Origin of the sequence: Bacillus sp. DU-106, from assembly GCF_004799705.1 — a bacterium.
GTDB classification, from domain to species: Bacteria; Bacillota; Bacilli; order Bacillales; family Bacillaceae_G; genus Bacillus_A; species Bacillus_A cereus.
Map to the genome: position 1 here is coordinate 4,964,152 of NZ_CP026607.1, position 15,032 is coordinate 4,979,183.

Sequence of the window (15,032 nt, forward strand, 5' to 3'; positions counted from 1 at the left end):
ACATTTTTGTAAGGGTCACACTAGTGATTTTCGTTCTTTATTAAATAGTAAAAATCATTTTTCAAGTCGAAATAGCGAAAAGGCGCATTAATAACATGCAGATTTTATCCATTTTTTAGCACTAAAAACCTCTCTTATTTTGTTCTCAATAAAAAACCATCACAAACTCATACTAACTTCATATTAGCTTCATATATGTATTGTAAGATTATATCGGAATTTGTTGAAAAATTTAACCAATATATGACTAAGCATTAATTTGAATAAATATAAGTCGTTTTTCGAAATTGAAAAAAGGGTGAATACGAAATGGAAGCATATAAAATGCACGATTTTATTAATACAAATGTTGAATCTCATCAAAATGAAACCGTTTTTAATTTACAAATATGTGAAACAAGTGAATTTGACGTAAGTTTAACAAAATCTACAACACTATCTTTTATCGTTTCAAAAAAGAATATTAAAATTGTCACGAAAAAATGGATTAATTCAAATCAAGAAAGCATGATTGGCAAAAGCTACATCATTCCAACAAAAGCTTTTCATTATTTCTTACCAATCATCTCTGAAAATGAAGATGAGCTAAATATTCAAGTTCAAAGTTTTGGACTACGTGGTGAGCTTTTATTAAATGAAAGATTACTTATTGATAACAACAACAAACACAACAGCAAAATCACTACATTCTTTGAAACATTAGATGAAAATGTAAATAAAGCATTACGAGGATTACAACTTCATTGTATGTAAGACTCTTACGATAGTAAAAGGAGAATAACAATGAAAAAATTATTATTAAGCGCACTATTATCATTAGGATTTTTAACTCTTCCATTCTCTAGCGCAGAGGCAGCTACAACGAAAGATCAATTAATCGTAGACACTCAGTTAAATAAAATGGATTATTATCAGGATGGAAAATTTATAAAAAGTTTTACTGTCGCTACTGGAAAAGCTGCAACACCTACACCTAAAGGCACTTTTCAAATCGTAAATAAAATTAAAAATCGCCCTTATTATACAGGCAAAATTAAAGGCGGCGATCCACGTAATCCACTTGGTGACCGTTGGCTCGGATTAAATATGGCAGGAACTTACGGAACAACTTATGCGATTCACGGAACTAACAATAATCAAGCAATCGGCAAATGGACAACACTTGGTTGTATTCGTATGTATAACAATGATATACACTGGTTATTTGAGCGCGTTCAGCAACAAGCTACTGTCACTGTAAAATAGCCTAAAAACAAGATTTATGTGTAGCCAAGAATTTTATGTCTTGGCTTATTTTATTTATTCATTTACAGTAGCAAAACAACTGTATTTACATATATAATAGGAATAGATTTGATTAGCTAATATTTAAACATTGATAAACGTAGATATTAAAATTATACAGTTATAATGTTTTATAAATTTTATAATACATACTATAATAGAACTACTGTAATTCTGAACTATTCAGTAACACTAAACTATTCCCCTTGCTACCTTCATGATTATTTTATAGCGGGGGCTTATTATATGTATAAACAATCTGAGTCACTCGAAAAATGATGAATTCGAATATTGCAGTAAAAAGCGTTATTTAGGAGGTGTTACTATGACGCATATACTGGTGATTGAAGACAACCCAGATATACAAGAACTTATTCGTGAATTTCTAATGGCACAAAACTTTACAGTTGATGTAGTTGGTGCTGGAACAGAAGGTATTCTTCTTTTCCAAAAAAATTCATACGATCTTGTCCTCCTCGATGTAATGTTACCAGATATAGATGGCTATAGTATTTGTAAAATTATGCGAGGACAATCTGATGTACCAATCATTATGTTAACAGGCTTACATAATGAAGAAAGTGAAATTAAAGGATTTGAGTTAGGTATTGATGACTATATTACGAAACCGTTCCATTATACTGTATTTATTAAGCGTGTAGAGGCTGTATTAAGAAGGGCAGCAACGAAGGAAGCAGAAGCTGCAACTATACTACAATTCCATGAATTGATGTTAAACTCTACAGCATATGCAGCTTATGTTCATGGTAATCAAATTGAATTGACAACAAAAGAATTTGAAATTATTTATACTTTACTGCAAAATCGAGGAAAAGTATTATCAAGAAGTGATTTGTTGAATAAGGTATGGGGCTATGAACATTATGGTGATGTAAGAGTTATAGATACACATATTAAAAACTTAAGAAAAAAATTAGGAATTCCTTATATTAAAACGGTGAAAGGCATTGGCTACAAAATCGAATCGTAGCAAAGACAACATCACCAAAAATATTTTCATCAAAACCTTATTATTTTGTATTCTTTTATCACTTTGTCTTTATCAAATTATTTACTTTCTAGCTTCAAACTACGATAAAGAACGTTTTGCGAAAGAAAATGGAACGCCGACTACAGAACAGGCCGATTCAGATAAGCAAAACGACGGAAGTAAAACGAAGCAAAATAAAGCTGTGTCAGAGGGGAGCATTTCTAATTTCCAATCTTCTATTATAGATTATAAATCTCTTTCTACAGCTATCAATCACCTTTTGCAGCCTAGCCAAACTGTAAAGGCAAAAGAACATACACAAAATCTTTCGGGGAAAAATAGCACTTCTAATCCGCCTACAGAAGCAGAAAAGAAAGCCGCTAATAATGATGCCTTACATACACAAAATGCAGCAAGTAAAACAAATGATACAAATGATAATCCAAAGTTAGCAGATGCGTTGCAGCAATTAGCTCCACATATTGGCGCGACAATGCTTGCATTATCACTACTCGGATCTTTAATTTATACAAAACTAATTGCCAAACCTTTTCAATATATGAGCGATGCTTTAAAAGATATTATGAATCTTGATTTCTCAGATAAAAAGCTACTTAACAAAAATACAGATCAAACAGATTTTAATTTGCAAGTAGCTGCTTCACAAGTACCAAATATTGTGAAGAATTTACATGCAAGCAATCAAGATTTAAGAAATGAGCTCAAGAAGGAACAACAATTAGAACAATCTCGTAAAGAATTTATGTCTATGGTATCCCATGAATTAAAAACACCAATCGCAGCCGTTATGGGACAACTAGATGGCATGATTCACGGAATTGGAGCTTATAAAGATAGAGATAAGTATTTGAAACGTTCCTACGAGATGATGCAAGACATTAACATATTAACGGAAAAAATGTCGGAATTATCCAAAATACAAAACCCTCAATTTAAACCGAATTTAGAAGTCATTTCTTTATCTAATATTATTGAGGATGTTATGAAGAAAGTAGATTACTTTGTATCTGTAAAACAATTAAATGTACAATCTAATATTAAACACGACGTACAAATTTTAGCTGATCCTAAATTTATTCAAACTGCTATTTTTAACATTATTTCAAATGCAATTCATTATACAATTGACCATCAGCACGTATATATAAAGCTTTATGAAAAACCAAATGGTTACGCATTAGAAGTATTAAATACAGGTTCACAAATTGATGAAGATAAACTTGCTCATTTATTTGAGCCTTTCTATCGCGCAAACCCTGATAAACACGGTTTAGTACAAGGTAGTGGTCTTGGATTATATATCGTGAAACAAATATTAGATAAACATCAGTTTCCTTATGGGATACAAAACACGCCTCAAGGTGTAAAATGTTCTATTGTATTCCCAAAAGCAATGTAAAAACCTACTACAATTTCATACCCCAAATTCATACTTCGTATGAGTGGCGGAATTTTGTAGAGTATATGACTCTGTTTCGTTCGCCCGTTATCCTTATTTGGATAGCGGGCGTTTTTTATTACTTAAAAGGAGGATTTTTTATGGAAAAGTTTAAATATTCATTGCTCGTTTTATTCGGTGCTTGCAGCTATGGCATACTTTCAACTATTTTCAAACTCGGATTCATAAATGGATTTTCAGCACATCAACTATTAGGGGGACAATATGTCTTCGGATGGATTGGACTATTTCTACTCGTTCTTTTCTTTTCACGTCATAAAGTAACAAAAAAACAATTCTTTTCCTTACTAACCGTCGGAACAACAATGAGTATGACCGGGATTTTCTACGCTATTTCTGTAGAAGAACTACCCGCATCTATCGCTGTCGTCCTACTCTTTCAGTTCACTTGGATTGGTGTCATTATCGAAGCAATTGCAAATCGAACATTTCCAAGCCGCGATAAGATTATATCTATCCTTATTTTATTTGCTGGTACATTGTTTGCAGGTGGTGTATTTGAAGGCCTCGGACAAAGTTTTTCTACGAAAGGGATTATCTTTGGACTATTAGCTGCTGTCTCTTTTTCATTCTATGTTTTTGCAAGCGGGCGCGTCGCTACGGATGTTCCGCCTTATACGAAAAGCTTCCTTATGACAACAAGCGCTACTCTTATCGTATGCCTATTCTTTCCGCCAACCTTTTTAACAGACGGTGCTTTGCAAGCCGGTCTATGGAAATATGCTTTCTTCCTCGGATTATTCGGCGTTGTTGTACCTGTCATTTGTTTTTCAATCGGTGTACCAAAGGTTGGAACAGGGCTTGGTACAATATTAGGTGCAGCTGAATTACCAACTGCTATTATTGCTTCTATTACACTTGTACATGAAGTCGTAACGTTCATGCAGTGGATTGGAATTATTTTCATATTAGTTGGGATCTTCACTCCTCAGCTGCTTACGGCTAGGAAAGAAAGGAAACAAAATCGCGTGCATAGCGCTTGAAAAAATACAGAATTTATATAAAAGATATAACTGCAATTAAAATAAGTAAATTTATCTGGAGGTATAAATGACTATTTTAAGCATCGTATTTTTTGCTATTATGTGTATCTTCTTCCTAATAAGATATATGAAAGAAAAGAAATTTTACGATTTACTTCTCATTCCCGTTTGTATATATGCAGGAGCAGTGAAAACTCCTTTCGTAGAGTACTTAAACTTTAATACTACATTTAAAATAACGTATGATATTGCAGCTATTATTCTTGTAATCCTTGCTGTACTTTTCTTTTTGAAAGATAAGAAAGAGAATCATACTGCATAACAAAAGACCTTTCATTTACTTGAAAGGTCTTTTTCTCTATCTCATTTTACCGCTCCATACAGCTTCTCTATCTCATGCTCAATTTGTTTTACATCGATTCGCTCAAATAATGGCTGTACGCTATCAATTCTACTTGGCAACGTATTTTGCGGTTCCCAATTTCGTTTCACAATCGACAATGTGTTTCGAACTCTTTCACTTGAAAATGGTAAAAACGGTTCAAGGAGATTTGCAAAATTAGCGATAAGATACACACAGTTATAAATCGTTTCTTCACATGAAACTGGATCATCTTCTCTTTGTTTCCAAGGCTGCTTTTCATCAAAGTATTTATTTGCAAAACGTACTGCATCAAATATTGTTTCTAGCGCCACCTTAAATTTAGTTTGCTCAATCGCCTCTCCTACACGCTTATATAATCCTTCTACTTTATCTTTCAGCTCTACCTCAATACTTCCCTTCGGCACGATACCACCATAATATTTTTCGATAAACTTTAATGTCCGGTTCACAAAGTTCCCGTATGCACCTAATAATTCACTATTATGACTGTAAATAAATTCCCGCCATGAAAAATCAGTATCGCGATTTTCTGGTGCGTTGACGGTTAAAAAGTAACGAATAGAATCTGGATCATAGCGTTCTAATATGTCAGGCACCCATACTGCCCAGTTTTTACTTGTAGATAATTTTCTTTTTTCAACTGTTAAATATTCATTCGAAACGATATGACGCGGGATTGCTTCCTCCCCTATTCCAAGTAATACCGCTGGCCAAATGACGGAATGAAACGGAATATTATCCTTTCCGTGCACATAATATGTTTTCGCTTCGCTATCCCAAAACTCTTGATCATCTTTCCCTGTTTCTTCAGCCCAATGTTTACTCGCTGAATAATAGCCTGTCACTGCTTCAATCCATACGTAAATTTTCTTATCTTCATACCCTTCTACTGGAATTGGTACCCCAATTGGTAAATCACGTGATACGGCCCTATCTAGTAATCCTTCCTTTACATATCTCTCTGTTAGTTGAATCGCATTGTCGCGCCATGTCCCTGTTTGCTTGGCAATTTCTACAGCCCTTTTAATTTGCTCCTGAAATGTATGCAATGCGAAATAGAAATGCTCTGTTTCCTGTACAGATGGTGTACTACCACATAACTTACATTTCTTTTCTAACAAATCGAGTGGATCTAAAATAGCAGAACACGCATCGCATTGATCTCCTCTTGCTGCTTCATGGCAATGTGGACATATTCCTTCTACATAACGATCCGGTAAAAACTGCGTACACGTTTCACAATACGCTTGTTCCACTATTTTTTTATAAATATGTCCTTCTTCTAATAAACGTAAAAAAACATTTTGAACCGTTTCATGATGGTGCTCACTATCTGTACGTGTATAGCAATCATAAGTAAAACCAAGGCTACGAAAACATCGCTGGAACTCTTCATGATACTGATCAGCAATTTCCTTCGCCGTCACACCTTCTTGTTTTGCCCTAATTGCAATCGGTGTTCCATTACAATCACTTCCTGAAACATACAGCACATTCTCACCTTTTGACCGGTAATAACGTGCTAAAATATCTCCAGGTAATAAACTCGCAATATGACCAAGATGTAATGAACCATTCGCATACGGCCAAGCGCCCCCAATAAAAATACTCATCTTACATTCCTCCTTTAAAATATAAAAAGCCCCGCCCCTATCTTAAAAAAGATAAGGGCGGGGCTGTATAAACAGTCGCGGTACCACCTTATTTCGCCAATCACTCACATAATTAGCCTTAACAAGTACGGAGCTCTATGCTCTTATACTGTGGTTTTGATAACGAGTACCAACTCTCGTCGCCGCCTACTATTATCATTTGATAAGTTCAGGACGAAGCTCAAAGGCCATTGTTCAAATGAATATTCTTGCTTCTTCTCAGCTACCGAAGCTCTCTGGAAAGAATGTGTTCATCCTACTTTTCCTTTTCAACGCTTTTACGTATAACAAGTATTGTACGACTTAATCACAGAAAAATCAAACTTTTATCCAGAACGAAAAGGAAATCCCATCCTCCCGCAGAATACCTATACGTTCACAAAAGGAGTGATAACATTGAACCAAAAACAACTAAGCGCTATAAATGAAAAAAGCTGGAATACAGCTGCTTATGAAGCTTGGACGAATCGCCATGGGGCACCGGAGGATTATGCGAAAAAAATTATGGAAGATCCCACACGCGAAGTAGCACATTATTTACCTTATATACAATCTCCAAAAGGAAAACGTATTATTAACTTACTCGGCTCAAAAGGAAATAAAGCTGTCGCACTTGCCCTTTTAGGCTCTGACGTAACAGTTGTTGATATTTCAGCAAGTAATGCAAAATATGCAAATGAACTTGCGGACGCAGCAGGTGTCTCTATCCAGTATGTCGTTTCTGATGTATTAAATGTGCAGCTCTCCGAATCATTTGATATCGTATTGCTGGAACTTGGTGTACTCCATTACTTTCTAGATTTAAAACCACTCTTTCAAAAAATTGCTACTTTACTTAAGCGAGATGGAATGCTTATCCTTCGTGACTATCATCCTGTTTACACGAAATTATTAGGAGTCGACCACCCATCATTTCAGGCCAATGGAAATTATTTCGATGAAGAATTAATTGAAGATGATGTTGCTTATAGCATCCTTCTTACAGAAGCACAGAAAGAATCGCTACCTAAAACAACCATCCGTCGCTGGACGCTAGGAGAAATCATTACAACACTTGCGGAAGAACGTTTTAAAATCGAAAAACTAGTTGAAGAACATGGATCTCATCAAAGATGGGTCTTTCCTTCTACTGCACCAGAAGGAATCGAAGAACGTATCCCTGGTCTATATACAATAATTGCGACAGCATGCAAAAAAGGATCCCTTCACGGATAGGATCCTTTTTGCATGCTCACGCATATAAGTTGAGGTTGGAGATTACCATAATTCTGTAGAATAGGACACAAGATATTTCAACATTTCGTCTCTGACTTACGTCGTCAAAAAGGGGTATGACCAACATAACGAAGAGTAATGTTTTTAGTTGATACTGATAATCGTTATCAACTAATTAGAAGTATACATGATGTCATTTCAAATTTCAATAGCATTTCTAATATTTATTTATGAATTTTATGATATGCAAATGTATACATTTTAAGAACTTTTTCTAATACTAATCTGACTCCTTCCATTATCTGCTATAATTTTCATTGAACAGATTAATAACTTCATAATAATGTTTTTATTAATTTCGTTTTAAATATCTATAAATCATAATAAACAGTTTAAATGAGGGTAGGGGTAACGATGAAATATGTTAGTATTCGAAAAAAACTACTGTTCACACTCTTAAGCATTTCTTCTTTATTTAGTATTGCTCTTATTGTTATTCTTTCATTCGCCATGAATCAAGCAAGTGAAATCGAAACGTTAAAAAATGATGTATCAAAAAGAGCGACGATTTTAAAAGAACGTGGCGATTGGTTCCAAGCACAAGTTGCTGGTTTACAAGAATATTTGCTATCACATGATCAAAAAGGATTAGATAAGTTCAATCGAGAAGGGAAAAAATTAGCTGATACTAGAGAGAAAGTAACAAGTGACAAGAAGCTCCCAGAAGGAATGAAAGAAGCTATTTTAATGGGTGGAAAATGGCGTAGCGTCATAGATAATGAGGTACTACCTCTTGCGCGTGAAGGAAAATGGGACGAAGCATCCAAAATTGCTTTATCACAAACAGATTATGTAAATGATCTTTTAGGTCGTTTTAATAAATATACAAATGAAGAGAATGAGAAACGTGACGCATTAATTGCTGATGTCGAGTCTTCTTCATCACTTATTCAATATATTATTTTCTTCTCACTTATTACATGTACATTAACGTCTATCTTATTAGCATGGTGGTTCTCTGGTAAACTCGTTAAACCAATTCGACAAATTGATGAGAAGTTAAAAGAATTAGCTTCTCAAGACGGAGATTTAACGGCTAGATTACACGTAACAAGTAAAGATGAAATTGGTGACATTGCAAATTCCTTTAATCAAATGCTCACTAACTTACAGCATATAATAAAACAAGTTCAACAAACATCAACAAGTGTAAAAGAAGCTTCCGAAAATGTATTTATCGAAACAACCGCTTCTATGGAAAATACCGCAAGAACCCAAGAAACTATGAATGCTCTTGAACACAATATTCGTTCACAAGTTTCTAGCATTGAAGAAAGTTCAACCGCAATGGATGACATGGCAACGAGTGTTCAGCGTATCGCTGAGTCCGCCTCTTCTGTTACTAGTTTAGCTGTCACAACTTCAGAAAAAGCAGATGATGGGAATAAAGTCATTGAGAAATCTATTACACAAATGCATACAATTAACGAAGCTGTTAACGCTACATCACAAGTAGTTGAGCGACTCATTACACATACAAATCATATTGATACTGCACTTCAATCTATTTCGAATATCGCTGAGCAAACAAATTTGCTCGCTTTAAATGCTTCTATTGAAGCAGCTCGTGCTGGTGAACACGGCAAAGGATTCGCTGTTGTTGCCGATGAAGTTCGAAAACTTGCTGAACAATCTCAACTAGCCGCAACTGACATTAACCATTTACTTCATCAAATTCAAGCTGATACAAAAATAGCAAATGATATGATGACACAAGGTCAAGCAGAAGCTTCTGAAGGAATTACGGTTATTCGTACCGCCGGATCTTCATTCTCAGAAATTGTTAACCACATTAACAAAGTCTCTACACAAATGCAAGAAATGTCTGCAACTGCTGAAGAGATGGCTGCAAGCTCTGAAGAAATGAACGCAGCTTTAAATAATATCGCTTCTATTTCAAACGAAGTTGCTGCAGAAACATCACAAACAGCGCATTCGGCTGGTGATCAAGTAAACAAAATGAGTATCGTGGCTAACAAATCATCTGAAATGAAAACAATCGTACAAGAACTTGAAGTTCTCGTCTCTCATTTCAAAACAAACGCTTAAAGTGAAAATGACACGAGCTCAAAGGTATAGGAATGAAAGTTTTACAGTCTCTCTTTTTTCACTTTAAAATATCTCTTTCTATCTCTCATTCCGTCTGCTATAATTCCTAAAGGAAATAAGAAAGCTTTATTCCAACTGGAGTAAAGCTTTCTTTCAATTTTTTACATTTATTAATTCTAATACTAAGATTTCACAAAGGAGGCTTTTAATTATATGAATTTTGTAAGTATCAGAAAAAAACTTATGTTCATGATGGGAACGATTTGCGCTTTATTTGGTGTCGCCTTAGCATTTATTTTATTTTTTGCTATCGACCAATCTCGTAAAGCTGAAACATTACAAAAAGAAATTTCTCCACTGGCAACAGAATTGAAAGAGCGTGGAGACGCTTATCAAGTACAGCTCTCTGCTTTAAGAGGTTATTTACTACAACATGATCAAGTCGAATTAGACAAGTTTAATGAGATGAGTAAACGTCTTGAGGATTCAAAAGATAAACTTCTTTCTAATCCAAATCTTTCTTCGTCCGTAAAAAGCACAATGGAATTAGGGTCTACTTGGAGAAAGTTCATTGAAGAAAAAGTATTCACTCTTGCAAAAGAACAAAAATGGGAAGAAGCTTTACAAGTAGCTTCTTCAGAAAACGGAACGGTCTATAAAGTAATTGGTGACTTCACAAATTACAGTAATGAACAAGCTAAATTACGTGAACAATCTATTGAAAAAATTGATCAATCTGCACTCTTAATCGAATATGTTATTTTCTTATCACTTGTTGTATGTATTATCGTTGCAATTATTCTTGCATGGTGGTTCTCTGGTAAACTGGTGAAACCAATTCAACAAATTGACACGAAACTAAAAGAATTGGCCTCTCAAGAAGGTGACTTAACGGCACGTCTACAAGTAAATAGCAACGATGAAATAGGTGCTATCGCAACATCATTTAATAAAATGTTAGAAAACCTACAACATATTATTAATCGTGTTCAAAAAACATCAGTGGAAGTACAAACCGCTTCTGAAAATATGCTAGAAAAAACGAATACATCACGTGAGGCGACATTAAGAGTCCAAAGCTCGATGTCCAACTTAAATGCAAGTATTCAATCACAAACTTCTAGTATGGAAGAAAGTTCAACTGCAATGGATGATATGGCAGTAAGTGTTCAGCGCATTGCTGAATCTGCTTCATCTGTAGCGGAACTTGCTGTTGCCACATCTGAACATGCTAGCGATGGCAGTACCGTTATCCAAAAATCTGTTTCACAAATGACAACAATACACGAAGCTGTAAATGCTACGTCAGAAGTGGTTGAACGTCTAATCACTCATACGAAATATATTGATACTGCTGTACAATCTATTTCTAATATTGCTGAGCAAACAAACTTACTTGCTTTAAATGCTTCTATTGAGGCAGCTCGTGCTGGTGAGCAAGGAAAAGGATTTGCTGTCGTAGCTGACGAAGTTCGAAAACTTGCTGAACAATCTAAAACAGCTGCAACAGACATTAATCAATTACTACATCAAATTCAAAATGATACAGAAACTGCTAGCTCTATGATGTCTCAAGGCCGTTCTGAAGCATTTGAAGGTATCAATGTTATTCGTGAAGCTGGTACTTCTTTCACAACAATTGTAGAACAAGTAAATAAAGTATCTACTCAAATGCAAGATATATCAGCAACTGCTGAAGAAATGGCTGCAAGTGCTGAAGAAATGAACGCTTCACTTAATAACATCGCTTCTATCTCTACTGAAGTATCGAGCGAAACTGCCGCAACGGCACAATCTGCTGAACAGAAAGTTATTGTTATGAATGAAATGGCAGTAACTGCCGGAAAAATGAAACAAACAGTTGAAGAGTTAGATCAACTCGTATCTCATTTTAAAACAGAATAGATGTTCAAAAAATATCCCTTCTTTGAAAGAGGGATATTTTTTTGAGCTCATTTCCTGCACATTATGCTCATTTCCGTTATAATGAGAATCGATATCATTAAAGTGTAGGAGGGGCTGCTTATGTCACAAGAAGCATTTGAAAATAAATTACTTGCCAATTTAGAGGCTGTTATTGACCCTGAACTAGGTGTTGATATCGTTAATCTTGGATTAGTTTATGATGTTACAGCAGATGAAAATAATAATGCTGTCATTACGATGACTATGACTTCTATCGGTTGTCCAATGGCTGGGCAAATCGTATCAGACGTTAAAAAAGTATTATCAACAAACGTACCTGAAGTTAATGAAATAGAAGTAAATGTCGTTTGGAATCCACCGTGGTCGAAAGAACGTATGTCACGTATGGCGAAAATCGCATTAGGTATTCGCGACTAAATAAAGTGGAAATTTCATCATTTGCGGATAGCGGGATAAAGAAAAGACCTGACTAGGATGTCAGGTCTTTTCTCTTATTATTTTACACCTACTGCATCATAAGCTTTCGTTACAGCTTGTACAGCTTTAGAGTTTTTACCATATAAATCTTCAGCTGACTGAAGAGCAGCTTGACGCATCATTTTGAAGTCAGAGTTTGCAGTTAAATATTTCGTAAGAGCACGGTAGTAAATTTTTTCTGTCGCTTCACGGCCCACTCCAGTTACTTTCACGCCGTAATGATCTCCGCCTTCAGATACTAAATATGCAGCTTTATTGTTAATACTGCTGTTAATATGAACACCGCCATTATCAGCTGTTCCAGTATAACGTTTACTATAGTGATCTGGGTAACCTTCACTTGGTTTTAATGGATTTGGAATAGACGCTGGGTCTTTAAGAGAGCGAAGTGCATCACCAGGTTTATCAGGTGTATAAATATCAGCACCTAAATCCCAGCTCTTCTTCTCAACCATAACACCCATAATATCAGATAACGATTCATTTAACGCCCCTGACTCATTTTTGTAAACAAGGTTTGCTGTATGTTCAGTTACAGCATGCGTTAATTCGTGACCGATAACATCAAGTCCAGCAGATAATGGAATGAATGTTTTTCCATCGCCATCACCATACATCATTTGCACACCATTCCAAGCTGCGTTATTCCAGCTCTCCCCTACGTGAACAGTTGAAATAAGCTTCGCACCTTTATCATCGAAAGAGTTACGATTAAATGTCTTTTTGTAGTAATCATATACTTTTCCTGCATTTACATGCGCATCAACTGCAGCTTTATCTTCGAAGAACTTAGATTTACTTTCAACTTCTTCTCCTGTATATCCAAGCCATTGTGAGAATAAATTAAACCAGTTCTCGTCCATATTTTCTGCATCAAATGTATGAACACCTTGTCCTCGTTTACCATCAAACAAGTTGAATTGTCCTGTTTTCGTATCTTGAGCAATTTCAAATGATTGTCTAGCACCTAATACTCCGTAACCAAATCCAGTAATGTTATCTACAGCGTTATATTTCTCAATAACATTTCCATTCGTTGCATCAACAAAATAATGCCAATACCCTGGAGCTGGTTTTGAAATCGATGCCTTAACTAAGTATGCAAGGTAGTAATTACCGTCTTTTTCATATACAAATAAATCTTTTTTCACACCATCATAACTCTTTACTTTACCAATTTCTTTCTCAATATCTGCCTTTGCAATTGTTTCTGCTTGTTCCGCAGTAATGCTTGCAGCTGCAGGAATATTTTTATCATCTAAATTCGGAATAACTTGTCCGAAGAATGCTTTTACATTATTCTCTTTATCAAGTGTAACAGTTTGATCAGAACCGTACACAGGAATGTTATTATGTTTCTCAACTAGCTTCACATGTGTCGTATCAGATTCAGCGTCTTTTTCTTCCCCAACGATATTAAAATGCTTTTCAATATTTCCTGCTAATTTAAACATATCTTTCTTACTCTCTAAGTATTGAAAGACTGTCTCTTTTTTATCTAGTCCTTCCGGTGCTTTCCATTCTTCACCTATGTATGCAGGTGTTTTAAATTCTTGATGATATTGAATTTTTTGTTCTTCCGCTTTCGTTGTCGTTGCCCCAAACGCTCCAAATCCCCCGGCGATAACAGTTAACGCTAATGCTGATGAAATGACTTGCTTTTTCACTATAACATTCCCCATTCCCATAAAGATTTTTGACACTTTTATACAATTCTTATTTTCCCAGCTGATACCTCTACCTAAAATTTGAGAAACATTTTTCAGATAATTCTAATCAAAAAAAGAGGACATCTATCGGATGTCCTCTTTTCTATAAACCTTTTATTGTTTTTTCAATTCAATTGCTAAATAGTGTGATTGCTCTTTCGCTTGAATGTGAATATCTTCTTCTACAGATTCTGCTGCATCCCGCATAACAAACGTTTCACCATTTATTACACTGCTTCCTTCAATTTGTACAAGGTACAATTGACGGCCTTCTTTCACTGGAAAATGAATTTCTTTTCCAGCCTCTAATGATAAAGAATATAAATTCGCATCTTGGTGAATTTGAATTGGTGCATTTCCTTCTACTGAAGATACCATATGGAACCATTCATCTTCACGCTTGCTCCAATCAAATTTAAACTCACCATAGTTTGGTTTATGATCTGCGCGGTCTGGTAAAATCCAAATTTGTAATAAACGCAGCGTTTCATCGCCTAAATTATGCTCGCTATGAAATACACCCGTGCCAGCACTCATATATTGAACATGTCCACGCTCAATTGTTCCGCGATTTCCCATGCTGTCTTCATGTGTTAAAGCACCATCTACAACGTAAGAAATAATCTCCATATCACGGTGCGGATGCATATCAAAACCAGTTTGCGCCGCTACTAGATCATCATTAATAACACGTAACGCTCCGAAGTTCATGTTATTTGGATTATAGTAATTGGCAAAAGAAAAATGAAAATGTGTATTTAACCAACCATGATTTGCTCTGCCCATATTTTTATGATCAACTTTTCTAAACATATCCTTCA

13 protein-coding genes and 1 other annotated feature are annotated in these 15,032 nt (G+C 35.2%); of the genes, 10 read left to right on the plus strand and 3 right to left on the minus strand.

Annotated elements, in window-relative coordinates; all coding sequences use genetic code 11:
- Nucleotides 1-309: 309 nt before the first annotated feature.
- The 6 genes from C3Y97_RS25480 (at nucleotide 310) to C3Y97_RS25505 (ending at nucleotide 5,060) form a co-directional block, all read left to right on the plus strand.
- Nucleotides 310-753, plus strand: coding sequence for a DUF3978 family protein (locus C3Y97_RS25480; protein WP_000388769.1), 444 nt, complete (start codon nucleotides 310-312; stop codon nucleotides 751-753).
- Nucleotides 754-783: 30 nt separating this feature from the next.
- Nucleotides 784-1,245, plus strand: a complete 462-nt coding sequence (locus C3Y97_RS25485) for a L,D-transpeptidase (RefSeq protein WP_000735063.1) — start codon at nucleotides 784-786, stop codon at nucleotides 1,243-1,245.
- Nucleotides 1,246-1,609: 364 nt separating this feature from the next.
- Nucleotides 1,610-2,275: a response regulator transcription factor gene (locus C3Y97_RS25490; RefSeq protein WP_000148833.1), complete on the plus strand. Its 666-nt coding sequence runs from the start codon at nucleotides 1,610-1,612 to the stop codon at nucleotides 2,273-2,275.
- Complete coding sequence (locus C3Y97_RS25495; protein WP_000201958.1) at nucleotides 2,253-3,695, plus strand: sensor histidine kinase; 1,443 nt, start codon at nucleotides 2,253-2,255, stop codon at nucleotides 3,693-3,695. The genes C3Y97_RS25490 and C3Y97_RS25495 overlap by 23 nt, the downstream gene beginning before the upstream one ends.
- 140 nt (nucleotides 3,696-3,835) lie before the next feature.
- A complete protein-coding gene (locus C3Y97_RS25500) occupies nucleotides 3,836-4,738 on the plus strand; it encodes an EamA family transporter (protein WP_000410484.1) in 903 nt (300 codons plus the stop codon).
- A gap of 67 nt (nucleotides 4,739-4,805) precedes the next feature.
- The gene (locus tag C3Y97_RS25505) at nucleotides 4,806-5,060 is read left to right on the plus strand and encodes a hypothetical protein (protein WP_000154129.1); all 255 of its coding nucleotides are present in this window, start codon (nucleotides 4,806-4,808) and stop codon (nucleotides 5,058-5,060) included.
- 41 nt (nucleotides 5,061-5,101) lie between these two features.
- Here C3Y97_RS25505 and metG read toward each other — a convergent pair whose 3' ends face one another.
- Nucleotides 5,102-6,736 carry a methionine--tRNA ligase gene (gene metG / locus C3Y97_RS25510; RefSeq protein ID WP_000021599.1) on the minus strand — a complete coding sequence of 545 codons (1,635 nt, stop codon included), beginning with the start codon at nucleotides 6,734-6,736 and terminating at the stop codon, nucleotides 5,102-5,104.
- A 50-nt stretch (nucleotides 6,737-6,786) separates the two neighbouring features.
- Nucleotides 6,787-7,057 (minus strand) — a binding site (T-box leader).
- A 114-nt stretch (nucleotides 7,058-7,171) separates the two neighbouring features.
- On the opposite strand from metG, the gene C3Y97_RS25515 reads away from it, so the two are divergent.
- The 4 genes from C3Y97_RS25515 (at nucleotide 7,172) to C3Y97_RS25530 (ending at nucleotide 12,442) form a co-directional block, all read left to right on the plus strand.
- The gene (locus C3Y97_RS25515) at nucleotides 7,172-7,990 is read left to right on the plus strand and encodes a class I SAM-dependent methyltransferase (RefSeq protein WP_001072216.1); all 819 of its coding nucleotides are present in this window, start codon (nucleotides 7,172-7,174) and stop codon (nucleotides 7,988-7,990) included.
- 414 nt (nucleotides 7,991-8,404) lie between these two features.
- A complete protein-coding gene (locus C3Y97_RS25520; protein WP_000878446.1) occupies nucleotides 8,405-10,099 on the plus strand; it encodes a methyl-accepting chemotaxis protein in 1,695 nt (564 codons plus the stop codon).
- 213 nt (nucleotides 10,100-10,312) lie between these two features.
- Nucleotides 10,313-12,004 (plus strand): methyl-accepting chemotaxis protein, encoded by a 1,692-nt coding sequence (locus C3Y97_RS25525; protein WP_001012211.1) that lies wholly within the window; start codon nucleotides 10,313-10,315, stop codon nucleotides 12,002-12,004.
- A 120-nt stretch (nucleotides 12,005-12,124) separates the two neighbouring features.
- Nucleotides 12,125-12,442 carry a metal-sulfur cluster assembly factor gene (locus C3Y97_RS25530; protein ID WP_000076422.1) on the plus strand — a complete coding sequence of 106 codons (318 nt, stop codon included), beginning with the start codon at nucleotides 12,125-12,127 and terminating at the stop codon, nucleotides 12,440-12,442.
- Nucleotides 12,443-12,519: 77 nt separating this feature from the next.
- Here C3Y97_RS25530 and nprB read toward each other — a convergent pair whose 3' ends face one another.
- Nucleotides 12,520-14,169, minus strand: coding sequence for a neutral protease NprB (gene nprB / locus C3Y97_RS25535; protein WP_000745123.1), 1,650 nt, complete (start codon nucleotides 14,167-14,169; stop codon nucleotides 12,520-12,522).
- A 156-nt stretch (nucleotides 14,170-14,325) separates the two neighbouring features.
- Nucleotides 14,326-15,024, minus strand: a complete 699-nt coding sequence (locus C3Y97_RS25540; RefSeq protein ID WP_000488927.1) for a pirin family protein — start codon at nucleotides 15,022-15,024, stop codon at nucleotides 14,326-14,328.
- Nucleotides 15,025-15,032: the final 8 nt, after the last annotated feature.

Bases quoted from the DNA above. Each gene is read 5' to 3' on its own strand.
- C3Y97_RS25480 (WP_000388769.1), top strand. From the start codon at position 310: ATGGAAGCATATAAAATGCACGATTTTATTAATACAAATGTTGAATCT.
- C3Y97_RS25485 (WP_000735063.1), top strand. From the start codon at position 784: ATGAAAAAATTATTATTAAGCGCACTATTATCATTAGGATTTTTAACT.
- C3Y97_RS25490 (WP_000148833.1), top strand. From the start codon at position 1,610: ATGACGCATATACTGGTGATTGAAGACAACCCAGATATACAAGAACTT.
- C3Y97_RS25500 (WP_000410484.1), top strand. From the start codon at position 3,836: ATGGAAAAGTTTAAATATTCATTGCTCGTTTTATTCGGTGCTTGCAGC.
- C3Y97_RS25505 (WP_000154129.1), top strand. From the start codon at position 4,806: ATGACTATTTTAAGCATCGTATTTTTTGCTATTATGTGTATCTTCTTC.
- metG (WP_000021599.1), bottom strand. From the start codon at position 6,736: ATGAGTATTTTTATTGGGGGCGCTTGGCCGTATGCGAATGGTTCATTA.
- C3Y97_RS25520 (WP_000878446.1), top strand. From the start codon at position 8,405: ATGAAATATGTTAGTATTCGAAAAAAACTACTGTTCACACTCTTAAGC.
- C3Y97_RS25525 (WP_001012211.1), top strand. From the start codon at position 10,313: ATGAATTTTGTAAGTATCAGAAAAAAACTTATGTTCATGATGGGAACG.
- C3Y97_RS25530 (WP_000076422.1), top strand. From the start codon at position 12,125: ATGTCACAAGAAGCATTTGAAAATAAATTACTTGCCAATTTAGAGGCT.
- C3Y97_RS25540 (WP_000488927.1), bottom strand. From the start codon at position 15,024: ATGTTTAGAAAAGTTGATCATAAAAATATGGGCAGAGCAAATCATGGT.